The sequence below is a fragment of the Sulfurisoma sediminicola genome (genome assembly GCF_003865015.1).
GTDB classification, from domain to species: domain Bacteria; phylum Pseudomonadota; class Gammaproteobacteria; order Burkholderiales; family Rhodocyclaceae; genus Sulfurisoma; species Sulfurisoma sediminicola.
Genome location: NZ_BHVV01000002.1, coordinates 198,087 through 215,633 on the forward strand (window position 1 = coordinate 198,087; position 17,547 = coordinate 215,633).

Genomic DNA, 17,547 nt, shown 5'->3' on the forward strand with positions numbered 1-17,547 from the left:
GCACTGGAGCCACTGACATGAAGCTCCTCAGCTACTTCCGCGGCGAAGCCTTCCAGCGCGGCGTGCATCCGCCGTCGTGCAAGCTGACCGCCGGCAACGCGATCCGCCGCCTGCCGTTTCCGCCGAGGGTGACGGTGCCGCTGTCGCAGCACATCGGCAAGCCGCCGCGCGCCGTCGTGCAGGTGGGGCAGGAGGTCGTGCGTGGCCAGCCGATCGCGCGCACCCAGGACTGGCTGTCGGTACCCCACCATGCGCCCGTGACGGGCGTGGTCGAGGCCATCGAGCTGCGGCCGTCGGCGCGCGGGCCATGGACGCAATCGATCGTGATCCGCGCCCACTCGGGCGCTTCGCAGGAAGACCTGTGGGGCCAGCCGCGCGACATGGCGGCCGCCAGCGGCGACGACATCCTGCAGGCGGTGTGGGACGCCGGCATGGTCGGTCTCGGCGGCGCGGCCTTCCCGACCCACGCCAAGCTCTCGGTGCCGAAGCAGGCCAAGGTGCACACCCTGGTGGTGAATGGCTGCGAGTGCGAGCCCTACCTGACCTGCGACCATCGCGTCATGGTCGAGGAATCCGACTATCTGGTGCGCGGCATTCGTTATGCGATGCGCGTCACCGGTGCCGTGCGCACCATCATCGGCATCGAGGACAACAAGCCCGACGCGCGTACCGCGCTGGAGGCCGCGATCTCCCGCGCCGGCCCGATCCCCGAAGGGGACATCCACGCCGAGCTGGTGCCGACCAAGTATCCGCAGGGCTCGGAGAAGATGCTGATCATGGCGTTGTTCGGCGCCGAGGTGCCGTCGGGCGCGCTGCCGCTGTCGATGGGCATGGTGGTGAACAACGTCGGCACCCTGGCCGCGCTGGGCCGCCTGCTGCCGGCCGGACAGGGGCTGACCGAGCGCGTCGTCACTGTCACCGGGCCCGGCGTGGCGCGGCCCGGCGACTATCGCGTCGCGCTGGGCACGCCGCTCAAGTTCGTGCTCGACTACGCCGGCGCGCCGGCGGTCGACTCGATGACGGCGCGCCAGGTGATCCTCGGCGGGCCGATGATGGGCCAGGCCATCGCCTCGCTCGACGTGCCGATCACCAAGGGCGTCTCCGGCGTGCTGGTGTTCCGCCACGAGGACATGGCCGAGCGCGAAGGGCGCCACACCTACCCCTGCATCAAGTGCGGCGAGTGCGTCGAGTCCTGCCCGATGGGACTCAACCCGTCGACGCTGGGCATGCTCGCCGCCAAGCGCGAGTACGACCTGATGGGCAGCGACTTCCACCTCGGCGACTGCTTCGAGTGCGGCTGCTGCACTTACGTCTGCCCCTCCAACATTCCGCTGGTCCAGCAGTTCCGCGTGGCCAAGCAGATCCTGCGCGAGAAGGCCGCCTAGAGCATGTCAGCCTCCATAGAGATTCGCTCCGCACCGCACGTCGCCAGCCCGCGCACGGTCGAGAAGATCATGCGCCACGTCGTGTGGTCGCTGCTGCCGATCTGCGCCTTCTTCGTCGCCCAGTACGGCATCTCGGCGCTGGCCTCGATCGCCGTCATCACCGGCGCCTGCCTGCTGACCGAGCGCGTCTTCGTCCGCACCGGCACGCAGGCGGGCAGCCTGAACGATTACTCGGCGGTCATCACCGGCCTGCTGCTGGCGCTGACGCTGCCGCCGGGCTTTCCGCTGTGGATGGGGGCCGTCGCCGGTTTCGTCGCCATTGCGCTGGGCAAGGCCCTGTTCGGCGGCATCGGCTTCAACGTCTTCAACCCCGCGCTGGTGGGGCGCGCTTTCGTCCAGGCCGCTTTCCCGACCGCCATCGCCACCTATACGCCCTCGTTCGTCGCCGGCCGTTTCAGCGAGTTCATTCCGAGCTCGCTGGCCTGGCCCTTCATGCTGCCGCCCGACACCGCGACCTGGCTGCAGTCCAAGCACCTCGACGCGCTGGCCGGCGCGACGCCGCTGGCGAAGTGGAAGTTCGACGGCGTCATGGCCGGCGCCGGCGAACTGCTGACCTCGCTCTCCGGCAACATGGCGGTCGGGCCATCGCCGCTGCTGATCCTGCTCTGCGGCATCTACCTGGCGGCCCGCCGCTACATGGACTGGCGCATCCCGGCGGCCATCCTCGGCAGTGCCGGCCTGACGGCGTGGATCCTCTTCGGCCTCGACCCGGTGCGCTACCCGAACCCCTTCTTCATGCTGTTCTCGGGCGGCCTGATCCTCGGCGCGGTGTACATGGCCACCGACATGGCGACCTCGCCGGTCACGCCCAAGGGCATGTGGGTCTATGGCGCGCTGATCGGCCTGCTCACCGTGGTGATCCGCTATTACAGCGGCCTGCCCGAGGGCGTGATGTACGCCATCCTCATCGCAAATGCCGCCTCGCCGCTGATCGAGCGGATCACCCAGCCCACACCCTTCGGCAAGAGCGCCATGGCAGGCATGGGCAGGCGGCGCAAGGGCGCCACCTATCCGCTCAACCCGGGCTACATATCGCGCGAGGACGCCAGTGCGGTCACGCCGAAGAAGCGCTTCCTGCCCAACAAACCGCACAAGGCGGCCGACAAGCCGGTGAAGAAACCATGAACGCCGACCTTCATCAACTTGCCGCGCAGAGCACGCCGACGGCGGCGATGATCAAGACCCTCGGCCTGGTCTCGGCCATCTGCGGCCTGATCATCGTCGGCGCCTACCAGCTGACCTTCGATGCGGTGGCGGACAACAAGCGCATCGCGACCGAGCGAGCGGTGTTCAAGGTGCTGCCGGCCGCCAAGTCGATCGCCGAGTTCGTCGCGCTGCCGGCGGGCGGCATGGAAAAGATCGGTACCGGCGAGACACCGGCGGGCGCCGTCAAGTTCTTCGCTGCCTACGACGGCGACGGCAAGCTGGCCGGCATCGCGGCCGAGGGCGGCGCCAAGGGCTATGCCGATACCGTGCGCATCATGTTCGGCTACCAGCCCGAGTGCCAGTGCGTGGTCGGCATCGGCGTGGTTTCGATGCGCGAGACGCCGGGCATCGGCGACAAGATCCTCACCGACAAGGACTTCCTCGCCAACTTCACCGAACTTGACGCCAAGCTCAACGCCGAGCTCAAGGCGCTCGCCAACGAGGTCAAGACCGTCAAGCACGGCAGCAAGACCAACCCGTGGCAGATCGATGCCATTTCCGGCGCCACCATCACCTCGCGCGCCGTGGGCAAGGCCATCAATGACTCCGCCCAGGTGCTGCTGCCCAAGATAGTGCCGGCGCTCGAACAACTGAAGGCAAAATCATGAATGTGACGACCACCCGCGGCTGGGACGAATTCATGGAAGGGATCTGGAAACAGAACCCGACCTTCGTCATGATCCTCGGCATGTGCCCGACGCTGGCGGTGACGGTCTCGGCGGTCAATGCGCTGTCGATGGGCATATCGACTGCGCTGGTCCTGATCGCCTCCTGCGGCCTGGTCTCGATGATGCGCAACGTGACGCCCAAGGAGGTGCGCATCGCCGTCTATATCGTGATCATCGCCACCTTCGTCACGGCCGTCGATTACGCGATCCAGGCGATCAGCCTCGCGCTCTACGATGCGCTCGGTGCCTTCATACAGCTCATCGTGGTGAACTGCATCATCCTCGGTCGTGCCGAGGCGCATGCCGCGAAGAACCCGCCCATCCCTGCCATGGTCAACGCCGCCGGCATGGGCGCCGGCTTCACCATCGGCCTGCTGTCGCTCGGCGTGGTGCGCGAGATCCTCGGCGCCGGCACCCTGTTCGGCGTTTCTCTGTTCGGTGCGAGCTTCCAGCCCTGGGTCATCATGGTGCTGCCGCCCGGCGGGTTCTTCGTGCTCGGCTCGTGGCTGCTGTTCTTCGCCTGGCTCGAGCGTCGCAAGCAGCGCAAATTGGCGGAGACCGCCGAAAATGTCTGAGACCGCCTTCCAGATCTTCGTCAACGCCCTGCTCGCCAACAACTTCGTGCTGGCGATGTTCCTCGGGCTGTGCCCCTTCCTCGGCGTCTCGGGCAAGCTCGACACGGCCTTCCCCATGGGCGTCGCCACCACCTTCGTCATGCTGGTGGCCTCGCTCTGCGCCTACGGCCTCAATCTCCTGCTGTCGGCCTTCCACCTCGAGTTCCTGCGGCTGATCTCCTACATCGTGATCATCGCCTCGGCGGTGCAACTGGTCGAGATGGTGCTGAAGAAGTACAGTCCGGCGCTGTTCCGCGCGCTCGGCATCTACCTGCCGCTGATCACCACCAACTGCGCCGTACTCGGCGTCGCGCTGTTCCAGACGGCGCGCGAGTACAACTTCCTGCAGTCCATGGTGTTCAGCCTGGGCGGCGGCGCCGGCTTCACGCTGGCGCTGGTGCTGATGGCCTCGGTGCGCGAGCGGCTGCAGCTCTCCAACGTGCCGGAGGTGGCGCAGGGCACCGCGCTGTCGCTGATGCTCGCCGGCATCCTTTCGCTCTCCTTCATGGGCTTCGCCGGATTGGGCGGGTGATGGGAATTTACCTGACCACCATCGCCATCATCTTCACCGTCATGCTCGCCGGCATCGTCGTCGATCGCCTTTACCGTCTTTTCGCCATGAAGCATCCCAAGCTCGGCCCATTCCGCAAGCAGGGCTGCGGCAGCTGTTCCTGCCACGGCGGCAGCTGCGATGCCCCGCCGCGCTGATTCAAACTCACGGAGCCAACACCATGCAAACCCCAGCCACCGACGCCAAGATCTATTCAGCCGAACTGATCAGCTCGCAGCGCATCACTCCGCCGGCCTCGCGCGAGGAGGTTCGCCACATGGTGTTTCGCAGCAACGAGCTGGCCCTCGATTCCCGCGCCGGCAACTGCATCCGCGTGCTGGCGCCGGGGCAGTTCGGCAACAAGTACCACGGCCGCCTCTACTCCATCATCGACGTCAGTCCGGGGCGTGGCGCCGGCGCCGAGTTTTCGATCTGCGTGCGGCGCTGTTCCTACGTCGACGATTTCAGCGGCGAGGAATATCCGGGTGTCGCCTCCAACCACCTGTGCGACCTGCGGCCGGGCGCGTCCATCGAGTTCTCCGGACCGGTGCCTTATCCCTTCGCGATTCCGGAAGACAAGAACGCCAACCTGCTGATGATCGGCATGGGCACCGGCATCGCGCCGTTCCGCGGCCTGATCCGGCTGATCTACGAAAAGATCGGCGGCTGGAAGGGCAAGGTGCGGCTCTACTTCGGCGCGCGCAGCGGCCTCGAAATGCTCTACATGAATGACGAGAACGACGACCTCGCCAACTACTACGACCAGCCGACCTTCAAGGCCTTCCAGGCGGTGAGCCCGCGTCCGGCCCTTGGCGCGCCGGTGGCGCTGGATCGTGCGCTGGTGGAGAACGCGGCCGAGGTCTGGGACATGGTGCAAAGTCCGGTAACCCACGTCTTCATCGCCGGCACTCACGACATGCTCGCCGGCATCGACAAGGCGATGACGACGCTGGCCGGTTCCGCCGCGCGCTGGGCCGAGGTGCGCCAGGCGCTGGTGTCCGACCGGCGCTGGCACGAACTGCTCTACTGAGGGGCTGCGGTCGCCCCGGTCTGCGGCGGGGACAGCAGGAAGTCGATGGCGTCGCGCCACCACGCGGCATCGACGCGGTCGGGCCAGTCGTTGTGGTCGGCGCCGGGGATCGCGACCAGCCGTTTCGGTTCCTTCAGCGCCGCATGGAGCGCCGTGCCGAAGCGCGCCGGCACGATGCTGTCGCGTTCCGCCACCGCCACCAGCACGCGGCCGTCGTAGCGCGCGAGGTTCGCGATGCTGTCGTAGCGGTCGCGCAACAGCCAGCCCACGGGCGCCCAAGGGTAGTGGAAGCGCGCGACGTTCTCGAGGCGATCCCAGGGCGTGACCAGCAACAGGCCGGCGGTGCCGGTGGGGATCTGCGCCACTGCCGCCGCCGCGACGCCGGCGCCGAGCGACTCGCCGCCGACCAGCAGCGGGCCGGGATAATGCTGTCGCGCCAGGGCAACGGTCTGGGCAGCGTCGGCGACCAGAGCGGTCTCGCCGAGCCGGCCAGGGCGCGGACCATAGCCGGGATATTCGGCGAGGATCACGCGCAGGCCGAGGCGTGCCAGCGTTTCTGCGTACCAGGCGCGGTGGCCGGCATGGCCGGCGTTGCCATGGAACAGCACGAGGGTGGCGCGTGCCGGGCCGGCCGGTTCGCGCAACAGGCCGCGGTAATCGCCAGTGGCAGGCCACGGCGCGAGGCCGTCGCGCCTGGCCTCGGCGAGCACGGTCGCCAGTGGTGGCGTGTCGGGGAAGTAGAGCAGGCGATCCTGGAACAGGGCGAGCGCTCCGAAGAAGAGCAGCGCGTACAGTACCACTCGCAGCCCCAGCCAGAGACGCCGTCGCGCAATCGCCATGGTCTGCCGCCCCCCCGTAAATGAGGAAGGGCCAGGACTTGCGTCCTGGCCCTTCGGTTTTCGTGGTAGGCCGTGCGGGATTCGAACCTGCGACCAACGGATTAAAAGTCCGCTGCTCTACCAACTGAGCTAACGACCCACGGGAAGGCGCGCATTTTAGCGGTGCGGCGCAACCCTGTCAAACGGACCGGCGAATTTCTCAGGCGTCCTTCATCATCTGCCAGTACTGGAACTTCATGGTCGCTGCGGCGCCTGCGACGATGGCGACGAAGGTGAGGATCGAGCCCAGCGCCAGCGTCGAGACGCCGGTGATCGCCTGGCCGATGGTGCAGCCCATCGACAGTACGCCGCCGATGCCCATCAGCACCGCGCCGATGGCGTGGTTGGCGAAATCGCCGCCGGAAGCGAACCATTCGAAGCGGAAGTTGCCGCTGATCAGCGCCCACAGCAGCGAGCCGACGACGACGCCGGCCAGTGCGACGATGCCGAAGTTCACCAGCGAAAAGTCCATGGGGTGCATCGCGTAGCGGGCGGTGTCGCCCATGGCGCTGATGAAAGTGTAGGACTGGGTTTCGACCCGCAGCGGCTTGGTGTCGGCGAATTCGGCGAACTCCTTCCACTTGGCGCCCATCTCGCCGCCGGTGACGTACCAGCCGGCGACGATGACGAGGCCGATGACGATGGCCGCGAGGAGGTTGTCGCGGTTCGAACGGAAATCGCTCGAGGCGAAGGCGTAGCCGATCAGGGCCAGCGCCACCACGGCGCCGGCGATGGTGTTGCCGATGCCGGTGAGATCGCCGATGGACTGGCTGTTGATGCCGCGGGCACCGAGGTTGATGGTGGTGGCCGAAACGATGCCGCCGAAGACGCTGTCGTAGAAGTCCGTCCACAGCATGGCGTAGGCACAGGCAGCAGCGATCAGCAGCACCACCAGCGACTTGAGGTTGCCGCCGCCGATGCGCACCAGGGTCTTGTTGCCGCAGCCCGAGGCCAGCGTCATGCCGACGCCGAACATCAGCCCGCCGAGGATGTAGCGCAGCCAGGCGAGGTTGGCCGTGCGGTAGGGCGGGAAGGTGGCGGTGCCGATCGACGCCTTGCCGGTCGCCTCGAGGATCACCACCCCCAGCAGCGCCACGGCCATGGCCAGCATCCAGGAACGCATGCGGCCGGTGTCGCCCATGTTGACCCAGTCGGACACCGCGCCCATGGTGCAGAAGTTGGTCTTGTTGGCGGTGCCGCCCATGATCACGGCGAGGCCGAACACGGTGAGCAGAACCTGGTGGTGGATGGTGAATTCCATTGATGTCTCCGCGAAAATTTCGGTAAGTGGCCTCTGCCGGGCCGCAAAAGCCTGAATGGTAGAACAGGTTTAGACGCAGCGGCGGGGCAATCTATTCCCTAGGCGGCGTAGCGGGTCGGATCGGCCACTCCGGCGGCGGCGAAGCCCTCGCGCCGCAGCCGGCAGGAATCGCAGGAACCGCAGGCCTGCCCCGTCGCATCGGCCTGGTAGCAGGAGACGGTGAGGCCGTAATCGATGCCGAGCGCCAGGCCGCGGCGAATGATCTCGGCCTTGGACAGGTCGATCAGCGGGGCGTGGACATGCAGGGCGCGGCCTTCGACCCCGGCCTTGGTCGCGAGGTTGGCCATGCGCTCGAAGGCCGCGATGTATTCGGGCCGGCAATCGGGATAGCCTGAGTAGTCCACGGCATTTACGCCGACGAAGATGTCCTGCGCGCCGAGTACCTCGGCCCAGGCCAGCGCCAGGGCGAGCATGACAGTGTTGCGTGCCGGCACGTAGGTGACCGGGATGCCGGGCTGCACGCCGCCGGTCGGTACGGCGATGGCGTCGTCGGTCAGCGCCGAGCCGCCGAACTGAGCCATGTCGAGGTGAATCGTGCGATGCGCGGCGGCACCCAGCGCGGCGGCGACGCGATCGGCCGCTGCGAGCTCGGCGCGATGGCGCTGGCCATAGTCGACCGAGAGGCAATGACAGGCGTAGCCATCCCTGCGGGCGATGGCGAGGGTGGTGGCGGAATCGAGACCGCCGGAAAGCAGGACGACGGCAGGGCGGGCAGGCATGGGGCGATGTTAGCAGATGGCCCATCGGCTAAAATCCACGGATCACCGAACGGGAGGAACTCCATGCACAAGCTGAAACTGGCGGCGCTGCTCGCCATGATGGGAATGGCCGCGATGGCCCAGGCGGCCCCGCAGAACGAACGGGTCAAGGTCGGCATGCTGTCCACGCTGTCCGGCCCCGGTGCCGGCCTCGGCGTCGATATCCGCGACGGCTTCAATCTCGGCCTCAAGCATCTGAACGGCAAGCTCGGCGGCCTGCCGGCCGAGGTGATCGTCGCCGACGACCAGCAGAACCCGGACGTCGCCAAGCAGGCGAGCGAGAAGCTGCTGAAGAAGGACAAGGTCGACTTCATGACCGGCATCGTCTTCTCCAACATCATGCTGGCCGTCGGCCCCTCGGTGTTCGAGAACAAGACCTTCTTCGTCTCGGCCAACGCCGGCCCCTCGCAGCTCGCCGGCGAGCAGTGCAACCCCTATTTCTTCAACGTCGCCTGGCAGAACGACAACCTGCACGAGGCCGTCGGCAAGTACGTGGCCGAGCGCGGCTTCAGGAAGGTCGCGTTGCTGGCGCCCAACTACCCGGGTGGCACCGACGCCTTCGCCGGTTTCAAGCGGCAGTACAAGGGCAAGGTCGCTGAGGAGATCCTGACCAAGCTCGGCCAGCTGGACTATGCGGCGGAACTGGCGCAGCTGCGCGCCTCCAAGCCCGACGCCCTCTACATCTTCCTGCCGGGCGGCATGGGCATCAACTTCATCAAGCAGTTCGTCGCGGCCGGCCTCTCGCGCGACATCCAGCTGTTCGCGCCGGGCTTCTCGGCCGACGAGGACATCATCAAGGCCGTCGGCGCGCCGATGATGGGCCTGTTCAATTCCTCGCAGTGGGCCCACGACATCGACAACCCGCAGAACAGGAAATTCGTCGCCGACTTCCAGAAGGACTACGGCCGCCTGCCCTCGCTCTATGCCTCGCAGGGCTACGACGCCGCGCTGCTGATGGACGCCGCCGTGCGCGACAGCAAGGGCAAGCTCGACGACAAGGACGCGGTGAAGAAGGCGCTCGAGGCCGCCAAGTTCCAGTCGGTGCGCGGCGCCTTCAAGTTCAACCACAACCATTACCCGATCCAGAACTACTATCTGCGCGTGATCGGCAAGGATGCCCAGGGGCGCATCACCAACAAGACCGTGGGCACGGTGTTCACCAATCATGCGGATGCTTATGCTTCCGCCTGCAAGATGAAATGAGCCCCTTCCCCCCGACCCCCTTTCGTGGGAAGGGGGTGACGGAGGTTCGCCGCCTGCGGCGGCTCCGGTTCGTGAAATGACCCAGCTGGTTCTCGAGCAGGCCCTCAACGGCCTGCAGTTCGGGCTGATGCTGTTCCTGCTGGCGGCGGGACTGACGCTCGTGTTCGGCATCATGGACATGATCAATCTCGCCCATGGCTCGCTCTACATGGTCGGTGCCTACATCGCCGCCAGCGTGGCCGAGCAGAGCGGCTCCTTCGTGCTGGCCGTGATCGTCGCCGTCGGCGCCACGGCCATCATCGGCGCGCTGCTCGAGCTGGCCGTGCTGCGCCGGCTCTACCGCCGCGACCACCTTTCGCAGGTGCTCGCCACCTTCGCTCTGATACTCGTCAGCAACGAGGCGGTGCGCATGATCTGGGGCGACCAGCCGGTGATGCTGGCCATGCCCGAGGCGCTGTCCGGCCCGGTCGAGATCGGCGGCTTCATGTACCCGGCCTATCGCCTGCTTATCGTCGTCGTCGGGGTGGTCGCCGCCGCGTCGCTCTATCTGCTGGTGGCGAAGACGCGGCTCGGCATGTGGGTGCGCGCCGGCGCCTCCAACCGCGAGATGGCGCAGGCCATGGGCGTCGACGTGCGGCGCCTGTTCACCATCGTCTTCGCCATCGGCGCGGCGCTGTGCGCGCTGGCCGGCGCACTGCTGGGGCCGCTGCTGGCGGTGCAGGTCGGCATGGGCGAGAGCATCCTCATCCTCGCCTTCGTCGTCATCGTCATCGGCGGCATCGGCTCGGTCCGCGGCGCCCTGGTCGGCAGCCTCATCGTCGGTGTCAGCGACACCCTCGGCCGTGCGCTGCTGCCGACGCTGCTGCGCGAGATCGTGCCGCTCGAGATCGCCGCCAGCCTCGGCCCGGCGCTGGCATCCATCCTCATCTACCTGCTGATGGCGACCATCCTCTTCTGGCGGCCCGAGGGCCTTTTCCCGGCGCGGGCATGAGTTTCTACGTCGAAAGTCGGCGCCGGCGCTACGCCGCGTCGGTCGTGCTGGCCGGGCTGGCCGCTTTCCCGCTGCTGGCGCAGGCGCTGGACCAGGGCTTCTATGTCAGCCTGATGAGCCGCGTGCTGATCTACGCGCTGGCCGCGACCAGCCTCAATCTCGTGCTCGGCTTCGGCGGCATGGTGTCCTTCGGCCATGCCGCCTTCGTCGGCTTGGGTGCCTACACGGTCGCCTTGCTGACGAGCGCGGGTGCCGTTTCGGCCTGGGTCGCCTGGCCGGCGGCGGTGGCGGTCAGCGCGCTCGCGGCGCTGTTCGTCGGGGCGGTGAGCCTGCGCACCCGCGGCGTCTATTTCATCATGATCACCCTGGCGTTCGCCCAGATGCTCTACTACCTGATCGTCTCGCTCAAGACCTGGGGCGGCGACGATGGCCTGCCGCTGGCGGCCCGGAATATCCTGGGCGCGGGCATCGACCTGAAAGATGACGCGAATTTCTACTACGCCGTCCTCGCCTGCCTCGTCGCGACGCTGCTGCTGGTCGGCCGCTTGATCCGCTCGCGCTTCGGCCGCGTCATCCAGGGCATCCGCGAGAACGAGGCGCGCATGGAGGCGATCGGCTACCCGGTGTTCGGCTACAAGCTCGCCTGCTTCACCATCGGCGGTGCGCTGGCCGGACTGGCCGGCGCGCTGCTGGTCAACCAGACCGGCCTCGCCTCGCCCAACCAGATGTTCTGGACGCAGTCCGGCATGCTGCTGGTGATGGTGGTGCTCGGCGGCGTCGGCAGCCTCTACGGCGGCGCGCTCGGCGCCGCGGCACTGCTGATCCTCGAGGAAGTGCTCTCGGGCTACACCATCCACTGGCAGCTCGGCGTCGGCGCGGTGCTGCTGACCGTGGTTTTCCTCGCGCCCCACGGCCTGGCCGGACTGGCCACCGTTGTGGCACGCAAGCGCCATGGCTGAGCACGCTCAGGCACCCCTGTTGCAGCTTGCCGGGCTGGTACGCCATTTCGGCGGCGTCTACGCGCTGAACGGCGTCGACCTGTCCGTCGAGCGCGGCGAAATCCACGCCCTGATCGGTCCCAACGGTGCCGGCAAGACCACGCTGATCCACCATATCTCCGGCGCCATGCATCCCGATGCCGGCAGCGTCCGCTTCGACGGCGCCGACATCACCCGCATGGCCATGCACACGCGCGTCGCGCACGGCCTGGCGCGCTCCTACCAGATCACCAATGTCTTCGCGCGCCTGACCGTGTTCGACAACATCGCGCTGGCGGTGGAGGCACGCCATGGCGGCGGCGACGAGACGCAGGCGGTGATCGAGCGCATCGGCCTTGCTGGCGCCACCGGTGTCGCCGCGGGGGCGCTGTCGCATGGCGAGCAGCGCCAGCTCGAGGTCGGGCTGGCGCTGGCGACCGCCCCGCGCCTGCTGCTGCTCGACGAGCCGCTGGCCGGCATGGGGCCGGAGGAGTCCGAGCGCATGATCGAGCTGCTCGACCACCTCGGCCGCGACATGACGCTGCTGCTGGTCGAGCACGACATGGACGCGGTGTTCCGCCTCGCCGACCGGGTATCCGTGCTGGTGGCGGGGAAAGTCATCGCCAGCGGCCTGCCCGACGACGTGCGCGCCGATGCCGAAGTGCGCCGTGCTTACCTCGGGGACACCTGACGTGAATGCGCTGCTCGAAGTTGCCGGCCTCGAGGCCGGTTATGGCCAGAGCCAGGTGCTGTTCGACCTCGACCTGAAAGTCGGCGCCGGCGAGACGGCGAGCCTGCTCGGCCGGAATGGCATGGGCAAGACCACGACGGTACGCGCCATCATGGGCCTGAGCCCGCCATTCGCCGGCACGGTGCGCTTCCTCGGCGAGCGCATCGATGGCCTGCCGCCCGATCGCGTCGCGCGCATGGGGCTGGCACTCGTGCCTGAGGGCCGGCAGATCTTCCCCAACCTGAGCGTGAAGGAGAATCTCGTCGCCTTCGCCGCCAACCGCTGCGAGGCGCGCGAGCCGTGGACGCTCGACAGGGTCTATGCCTTCTTCCCGCGCTTGGCCGAGCGCGCCGGCAACTTCGGCGGCCGGCTCTCCGGCGGCGAGCAGCAGATGTTGGCCATCGGCCGGGCGCTGATGACCAACCCGCGCCTGCTGATTCTCGACGAGGCGACAGAAGGCCTGGCGCCGCTGGTACGCGAGGAGATCTGGCAATGCCTCGCCGCCCTGCGCGCCGCCGGGCAGACCACGCTGGTGATCGACAAGTACGTCGAGCGATTGATCGCGCTGTGCGACCGTCACACCATCATCGAGAAGGGGCGCGTGGTGTGGAACGGGACGTCGGCCGAGCTCGATGCCGACCATTCGGTCTGGCACCGCTACCTGGGAATCTAGACTACCGTCCGCGCGTATCGCACCAGAGCAGCTTGTGCAGCTGCAGCTGGAAGCGCACCGGCAGCCGGTCGCGCACGATCCATTCGGCCAGCTGCGTCGGGTCGAGGCGGTCGGCCACCGGCGAGAACAGCACGGGACAGATGGCGTCGAGCCGCCGTGCCGTAAGCAGAGACTTTGCCCATTCGTAGTCTGCCGTCGAGGCGAGGACCAGCTTCAGTTCATCGTGCCGATTGAGGCAGGCGAGGTTCTCCCAGCGGTTCTTCTCGCACTCGCCCGAATCCGGTGCCTTGAGATCGACGATGCGCGAGACGCGCGCATCGAGGCCGCAGACGTCGAGGGCACCGCTGGTTTCGAGCGAGACCGAGTAGCCGGCGTCGCATAGCGCGGCGAGCAGTTCGGGGCAGGCCTTCTGCGCCAGCGGCTCGCCGCCGGTGACGCAGACCGTCGGGCAGCCGTGGCTGGCGACGCGTTCGAGCGCCTGGGGAATGGTCATCGCCTCGCCGCCGGCGAAGGCGTATTCGGTGTCGCACCAGCTGCAGCGCAGCGGGCAGCCGGTGAGGCGGACGAAGACGGTAGGCAGGCCGACGCGCGTGCTCTCGCCCTGGATCGAATGGAATATCTCGGAGACGCGCAGCTTCGCGTCGGCGGCGCCCACTACTTTTTCTTTAGACGCAGCTTGGCGCCCTGTGCCGGCTGGCTCGAGGGATACTTCTCGACCAGCAACTCGAGCGACTTGCGTGAGCTCTTGGCATCGCCGGCGGCGGCGAAGGCGTTGGCCTGGTTGAGCAGCGCATCCGGCGCCTTGGTGTCGTCCGGCCAGGTGCTGGCGACGGTGCCGAACAGCTCGGCGGCGCGGGCGTAGTCCTTGAGCTGGTAATGGCTCGAAGCGGCCCAGTAATGCGCCGAGGGCTGGAAGGCGCTCTTCGGGTAGTTCTTGATGAAGGCGGACAGCAGCGCCAGGGCGTCCTTGTACTTGGCGCTGCGGAAGGCGCCCAGCGCCGCCTCGTAGTCGCGCGTCTCTGCGGCCGGGTCGGCGGCAGCGGTGGTGGTTTTTGCGTCGGGCGCCGGCTTGGCTTCGGTGCCCGGCTCCAGCTTGCGCAGGCGGTTGTCGAGATCGACGTAGAAATCCTTCTGGCGCTTCTGCGCCGCATCGAGCTCGTAGGTCAGGACCTCGATCTGGCCGCGCAGGCGCGAGATGTCACCCTTGAGGGTTTCGAACTGGTTGGCGAAGTCGAACTGGTTCTTGCTGGCCGTGTCGACGCGCTTTGTCAGCTCGGTGATCTCGGCACGCAGCTTCTCGACGCGGGCACGCGCCTCCTCGTCATCGAACAGACCCGCCTGCACCTGAACGGAAAAGGCCGCGGCACACGCCGCGACCAGCAGTCGGGCGTACCGCATCACTTAAAACTCGCCGGAGTAGAGCATGTCGCCGCGGCGGTTCTTCGCCCAGCAGTCCTCGGTCGCCTCGGTGCAGGCCGGCTTCTCCTCGCCGAGGCTGACGGACTCGACCTGTTCTTCCTTCGCGCCGAGCAGCAGCAGTCCCTTCTTGATGGCTTCGGCGCGCTTCTGGCCGAGCGCGAGGTTGTATTCGCGGCTGCCGCGCTCGTCGGCGTTGCCCTGGATGAGCATTTTCATCTTCGGGTTGTTGACCAGGAACTTGGCGTGGGCCTCGAGCAGCGACTTGAACTCGTCCTTGACGACGAACTGGTCGAAGTCGAAATAGACGCTGCGCTTTGACAGGATGCTCTTTGGGTCCTTCAGTGCGGCGATGCTGTAGGGATCGATGGCGCCGGTGGTGACGGCGGGGGTCACCGCGGGCGTGGTGACGGTGGTCGGCTTGCGGTCCTCGACGCCGGCACCGGGCTGCTCGGGCGCGGGCGGCTGTGAGCTGCAACCGGCGAGCAGCAGGGGAACGGCGAGGGCGAGGGTGGCGATCAGCGTGCGCATGGCGAGTGGCTCCTGGCGAAAATTCATTTGAGTTGCGGGCCCCACGCGGGTTCCCGTACATCGGCGGCCTGCACCGAAAGTTTCTGCTTGATGCGGCCATCGATCGATACCGTGCCGAGCACGCCGCGGCCGTTGACCTCCGAGGCGTAGAGGATGGTGCGGCCGTTGGGGGCGAAGCTCGGCGACTCGTCCTTGGCCGTGTCGGTGAGGATCTGCGACTGCTTGGTGGCGATGTCCATCAGCGTGAGCTGGAAGCGGCCGTTGTAGCGCGAGACGTAGGCCATGTTCCTGCCGTCGGGCGATAGTCGCGGCGTGACGTTGTAGCTGCCTTCGAAGGTGACGCGTTCGGCATTGCCGCCAGCGGCGCTGACGCGGTAGATCTGCGGGCTGCCGCCGCGGTCGGAGGTGAAGTAGATCCACTGCCCGTCGGGCGAGAATTGCGGCTCGGTGTCGATGCCGCTGGAACTGGCCAGGCGGGTGACGCCGCTGCCATCGACGTTGAGGGTGTAGAGCTGGGAGCTGCCGTCCTTGGTCAGCACCACGGCCAGGCGCTTGCCGTCCGGCGACCAGGCTGGGGCCGAGTTGGAGCCCTTGAAATTGGCGGCGACGTGGCGGCGGCCCGAGGCGAGGTCATGGACGTAGACCACCGGCTTCTTCGCCTCGAAGGAGACATAGGCGAGCTTGGTGCCGTCGGGCGACCAGCTCGGCGAGATGATCGGCTCGCGCGAGGCCAGCGCCGCCTGCGCGTTCATGCCGTCGGCGTCGGCGACCTGCAGCTCGAAGCGGCCGGTGCTCTTGACCACGTAGGCGATGCGCGTCGAAAACACGCCGGGCTCGCCGGTCAGTTTCTCGTAGACGAAGTCCGAGATGCGGTGCGCGGTGGTGCGCAGCTGGTTCGAACCGTGGGCGTAGGTCTGGCCGCCGAGCGAGGCCTGCTTGGGCACGTCGAAGAGGCGGAAGCGGGACTCGAAGCGCCCGCCGTCACCGCCCTGGCCAACCGGGGACACGGCACCGGCGACGTAGGCATCGGCGCCGCGCGACTTGAGGTCGGCGATGTTGCCGGCGTTCGGCTCCATGGTGGCCAGCCCTCCCGGCTCGACCAGGCGGAACCAGCCGCTGCGCTCGAGGTCGCCGCGCACCACCGAGGTCAGCGCCTGCGATACGATGCGCTCGCCGGCGAAGTCGGCGATCGAGATGGGGATGCGATTGGCTCCGGCGCCGGTGATTTCGATCGAGAGCTGGCCGAAGGCCGGCAGGGCGGCGCAGGCGAGCAGGGCGGCGAAGGAGTGTCTGACTTTCATGAGCGGCGATTATAACGGCTCAGTCTTCGAGGGGCCGGAACTTGAGCTCGAGCGAACGGTTGAAAAGCTCGGGTTTTTCAGGCTTCGGCAGGGGGCTCGACTTCAGGATGGCGCGCTCGATGTTGGCATCGAGGGCCGCGTGGCCGGAGGATTTCTTCAGCTTGACCCCGAGAATTTCGCCCGAGGGCAGCTGCGTCACGTCGAACACCGCCTCGGGGTTGCCCCTGACGTCCGACGGCAGCACGATGTTGCCGCGGATCTTGCCGCGGATACGCCCGAGGTAGTCGGCGATGTCGCGGCTTCTGGCGGCGCTGGCCTGATCGGCCTTGAGCTTGTCGAGCTCATCGCTGGCACGCTTCTTCTGCACCTGCTCGGCATCGCGCTTTAGCTGCTCGGCGTCGCGCTTTAGCTGCTCGGCTAAGGGGTCGGCCCTGGGCGGAGGCGCTTCCTTGGCTACGGGTTTGGGTTTTTCCTTCTCCTTGACCGCGATGTCCGGCTTGGGCGGCGGCGGGGCGGGCTTGGGTACGGGCTTGGGTTCGGGCTTGGGTTCGGGCTTCGGCTCGACCTTCTGCACCGGCTCCGGTGCGGGCTGGGCTTCGGCCACGGGCGCCGGGGCAGGCGGCGCGCTGACCAGCTCGACCGAGACCGCCTCGGGGTGCTGCGTCTGCCAGCGGATGCCGTAGATCAGGAAGACCGCGAGCAGCACGTGCATCGCGATCGCGAGCAGCACCGAGGCGGTCTTGCCGGGCGGTTCGGGCGGGGGATTGAGGATGTGCGCCGCCGCCATCGCCTACTTGCCGGGCTGCACCAGCAGGCCGATCTTCGTCACCTGGGCGCGCTGCAGCTCGTCCATCACCGAGAGCACGGCCTCGTACTTGACACTCTTGTCGCCGGCGATCAGCACCGGCTGCTGCGGATTCTTCGCCTGCGCCTCCTTCAGGCGCGCCGGCAGCTCGGCACGGGTCACCGCAACTTCCTGCGCGCCCTTGGCGCGGTCGCGCAGCACCAGGCTCTGGTCGGCCTTGATCATGATCTCCAGCGGCGCGGCCGGCGGCTGCTGGCTCTTGCCGACGCTGGGCAGGTCGACGCTGCCGGTCTGGATCATCGGCGCCGTGACCATGAAGATGACGAGCAATACCAGCATCACGTCGATGTAGGGCACGACGTTAATTTCATTCATGAGCCTGCGTTGTCTCATGGGTACCTCCATGAGACAACGCAGGCTCTCGCCAATTGAACGCCCCCACCCCCCGCC

Annotated in this window: 21 protein-coding genes and 1 tRNA gene; 12 read left to right on the forward strand and 10 right to left on the reverse strand. The window is 67.4% G+C overall.

Annotation, left to right across the window (positions count from 1 at the left end; translation table 11 throughout):
- The first annotated feature begins 17 nt into the window (after window positions 1-17).
- The 7 genes from rsxC to EJE94_RS05015 are packed head-to-tail and all read left to right on the forward strand — an operon-like array spanning window position 18 to window position 5,513.
- On the forward strand, window positions 18-1,385 hold the full coding sequence (gene rsxC / locus EJE94_RS04990) for an electron transport complex subunit RsxC (RefSeq protein ID WP_121240351.1): 1,368 nt from the start codon (window positions 18-20) through the stop codon (window positions 1,383-1,385).
- Window positions 1,386-1,388: 3 nt separating this feature from the next.
- The gene (locus EJE94_RS04995; protein ID WP_121240352.1) at window positions 1,389-2,570 is read left to right on the forward strand and encodes an RnfABCDGE type electron transport complex subunit D; all 1,182 of its coding nucleotides are present in this window, start codon (window positions 1,389-1,391) and stop codon (window positions 2,568-2,570) included.
- The gene (locus EJE94_RS05000; RefSeq protein ID WP_207855737.1) at window positions 2,567-3,259 is read left to right on the forward strand and encodes an RnfABCDGE type electron transport complex subunit G; all 693 of its coding nucleotides are present in this window, start codon (window positions 2,567-2,569) and stop codon (window positions 3,257-3,259) included. The genes EJE94_RS04995 and EJE94_RS05000 overlap by 4 nt, the downstream gene beginning before the upstream one ends.
- Complete coding sequence (rsxE, locus tag EJE94_RS05005) at window positions 3,256-3,894, forward strand: electron transport complex subunit RsxE (RefSeq protein ID WP_121240354.1); 639 nt, start codon at window positions 3,256-3,258, stop codon at window positions 3,892-3,894. The genes EJE94_RS05000 and rsxE overlap by 4 nt, the downstream gene beginning before the upstream one ends.
- Complete coding sequence (locus tag EJE94_RS05010; protein WP_121240355.1) at window positions 3,887-4,465, forward strand: electron transport complex protein RnfA; 579 nt, start codon at window positions 3,887-3,889, stop codon at window positions 4,463-4,465. The genes rsxE and EJE94_RS05010 overlap by 8 nt, the downstream gene beginning before the upstream one ends.
- A complete protein-coding gene (locus EJE94_RS14570; RefSeq protein ID WP_165904762.1) occupies window positions 4,465-4,641 on the forward strand; it encodes a hypothetical protein in 177 nt (58 codons plus the stop codon). The genes EJE94_RS05010 and EJE94_RS14570 overlap by 1 nt, the downstream gene beginning before the upstream one ends.
- A 23-nt stretch (window positions 4,642-4,664) precedes the next feature.
- The gene (locus EJE94_RS05015) at window positions 4,665-5,513 is read left to right on the forward strand and encodes a ferredoxin reductase domain-containing protein (protein ID WP_121240356.1); all 849 of its coding nucleotides are present in this window, start codon (window positions 4,665-4,667) and stop codon (window positions 5,511-5,513) included.
- On the opposite strand, the gene EJE94_RS05020 is transcribed toward EJE94_RS05015, so the two are convergent.
- The 4 genes from EJE94_RS05020 to queC all read right to left on the reverse strand — a co-directional run bounded on the left by EJE94_RS05020 (window position 5,507) and on the right by queC (window position 8,431).
- Window positions 5,507-6,352, reverse strand: a complete 846-nt coding sequence (locus EJE94_RS05020; protein ID WP_121240357.1) for an alpha/beta hydrolase — start codon at window positions 6,350-6,352, stop codon at window positions 5,507-5,509. The two genes, EJE94_RS05015 and EJE94_RS05020, sit on opposite strands and share 7 nt — an antisense overlap.
- Before the next feature lie 63 nt (window positions 6,353-6,415).
- Window positions 6,416-6,491: transfer RNA gene (locus EJE94_RS05025), tRNA-Lys, on the reverse strand.
- A 60-nt stretch (window positions 6,492-6,551) separates the two neighbouring features.
- The gene (locus EJE94_RS05030) at window positions 6,552-7,652 is read right to left on the reverse strand and encodes a YeeE/YedE family protein (RefSeq protein ID WP_121240358.1); all 1,101 of its coding nucleotides are present in this window, start codon (window positions 7,650-7,652) and stop codon (window positions 6,552-6,554) included.
- Window positions 7,653-7,750: 98 nt separating this feature from the next.
- The gene (gene queC / locus EJE94_RS05035) at window positions 7,751-8,431 is read right to left on the reverse strand and encodes a 7-cyano-7-deazaguanine synthase QueC (protein ID WP_121240359.1); all 681 of its coding nucleotides are present in this window, start codon (window positions 8,429-8,431) and stop codon (window positions 7,751-7,753) included.
- Window positions 8,432-8,494: 63 nt separating this feature from the next.
- Between queC and EJE94_RS05040 the strand changes: the two genes are divergently transcribed.
- The 5 genes from EJE94_RS05040 to EJE94_RS05060 all read left to right on the forward strand — a co-directional run bounded on the left by EJE94_RS05040 (window position 8,495) and on the right by EJE94_RS05060 (window position 13,044).
- Complete coding sequence (locus EJE94_RS05040) at window positions 8,495-9,673, forward strand: ABC transporter substrate-binding protein (RefSeq protein ID WP_121240360.1); 1,179 nt, start codon at window positions 8,495-8,497, stop codon at window positions 9,671-9,673.
- Between the two features lie 76 nt (window positions 9,674-9,749).
- Window positions 9,750-10,664, forward strand: coding sequence for a branched-chain amino acid ABC transporter permease (locus EJE94_RS05045; protein WP_121240361.1), 915 nt, complete (start codon window positions 9,750-9,752; stop codon window positions 10,662-10,664).
- A complete protein-coding gene (locus tag EJE94_RS05050; RefSeq protein WP_121240362.1) occupies window positions 10,661-11,623 on the forward strand; it encodes a branched-chain amino acid ABC transporter permease in 963 nt (320 codons plus the stop codon). Before EJE94_RS05045 ends, EJE94_RS05050 begins: the two co-directional genes overlap by 4 nt.
- Window positions 11,616-12,332: an ABC transporter ATP-binding protein gene (locus EJE94_RS05055; protein ID WP_121240363.1), complete on the forward strand. Its 717-nt coding sequence runs from the start codon at window positions 11,616-11,618 to the stop codon at window positions 12,330-12,332. Before EJE94_RS05050 ends, EJE94_RS05055 begins: the two co-directional genes overlap by 8 nt.
- Window positions 12,295-13,044: an ABC transporter ATP-binding protein gene (locus EJE94_RS05060; RefSeq protein WP_243642527.1), complete on the forward strand. Its 750-nt coding sequence runs from the start codon at window positions 12,295-12,297 to the stop codon at window positions 13,042-13,044. The genes EJE94_RS05055 and EJE94_RS05060 overlap by 38 nt, the downstream gene beginning before the upstream one ends.
- 1 nt (window position 13,045) lies before the next feature.
- Here EJE94_RS05060 and queE read toward each other — a convergent pair whose 3' ends face one another.
- From queE to tolR, 6 genes are read right to left on the reverse strand one after another with little or no spacing between them, the layout of a single operon-like run.
- Entirely contained in the window at window positions 13,046-13,699 is a 654-nt protein-coding gene (queE, locus tag EJE94_RS05065) for a 7-carboxy-7-deazaguanine synthase QueE (RefSeq protein ID WP_121240365.1), read from the reverse strand.
- On the reverse strand, window positions 13,699-14,442 hold the full coding sequence (gene ybgF, locus EJE94_RS05070) for a tol-pal system protein YbgF (protein ID WP_121240366.1): 744 nt from the start codon (window positions 14,440-14,442) through the stop codon (window positions 13,699-13,701). Before ybgF ends, queE begins: the two co-directional genes overlap by 1 nt.
- 3 nt (window positions 14,443-14,445) lie before the next feature.
- Window positions 14,446-14,991, reverse strand: coding sequence for a peptidoglycan-associated lipoprotein Pal (gene pal / locus EJE94_RS05075; RefSeq protein ID WP_121240654.1), 546 nt, complete (start codon window positions 14,989-14,991; stop codon window positions 14,446-14,448).
- 23 nt (window positions 14,992-15,014) lie between these two features.
- Window positions 15,015-16,292 carry a Tol-Pal system beta propeller repeat protein TolB gene (tolB, locus tag EJE94_RS05080; protein ID WP_121240367.1) on the reverse strand — a complete coding sequence of 426 codons (1,278 nt, stop codon included), beginning with the start codon at window positions 16,290-16,292 and terminating at the stop codon, window positions 15,015-15,017.
- Between the two features lie 19 nt (window positions 16,293-16,311).
- A complete protein-coding gene (locus EJE94_RS05085; RefSeq protein ID WP_121240368.1) occupies window positions 16,312-17,079 on the reverse strand; it encodes a TonB C-terminal domain-containing protein in 768 nt (255 codons plus the stop codon).
- 3 nt (window positions 17,080-17,082) lie between these two features.
- Complete coding sequence (tolR, locus tag EJE94_RS05090; RefSeq protein ID WP_243642528.1) at window positions 17,083-17,472, reverse strand: protein TolR; 390 nt, start codon at window positions 17,470-17,472, stop codon at window positions 17,083-17,085.
- Window positions 17,473-17,547 lie beyond the last annotated feature (75 nt).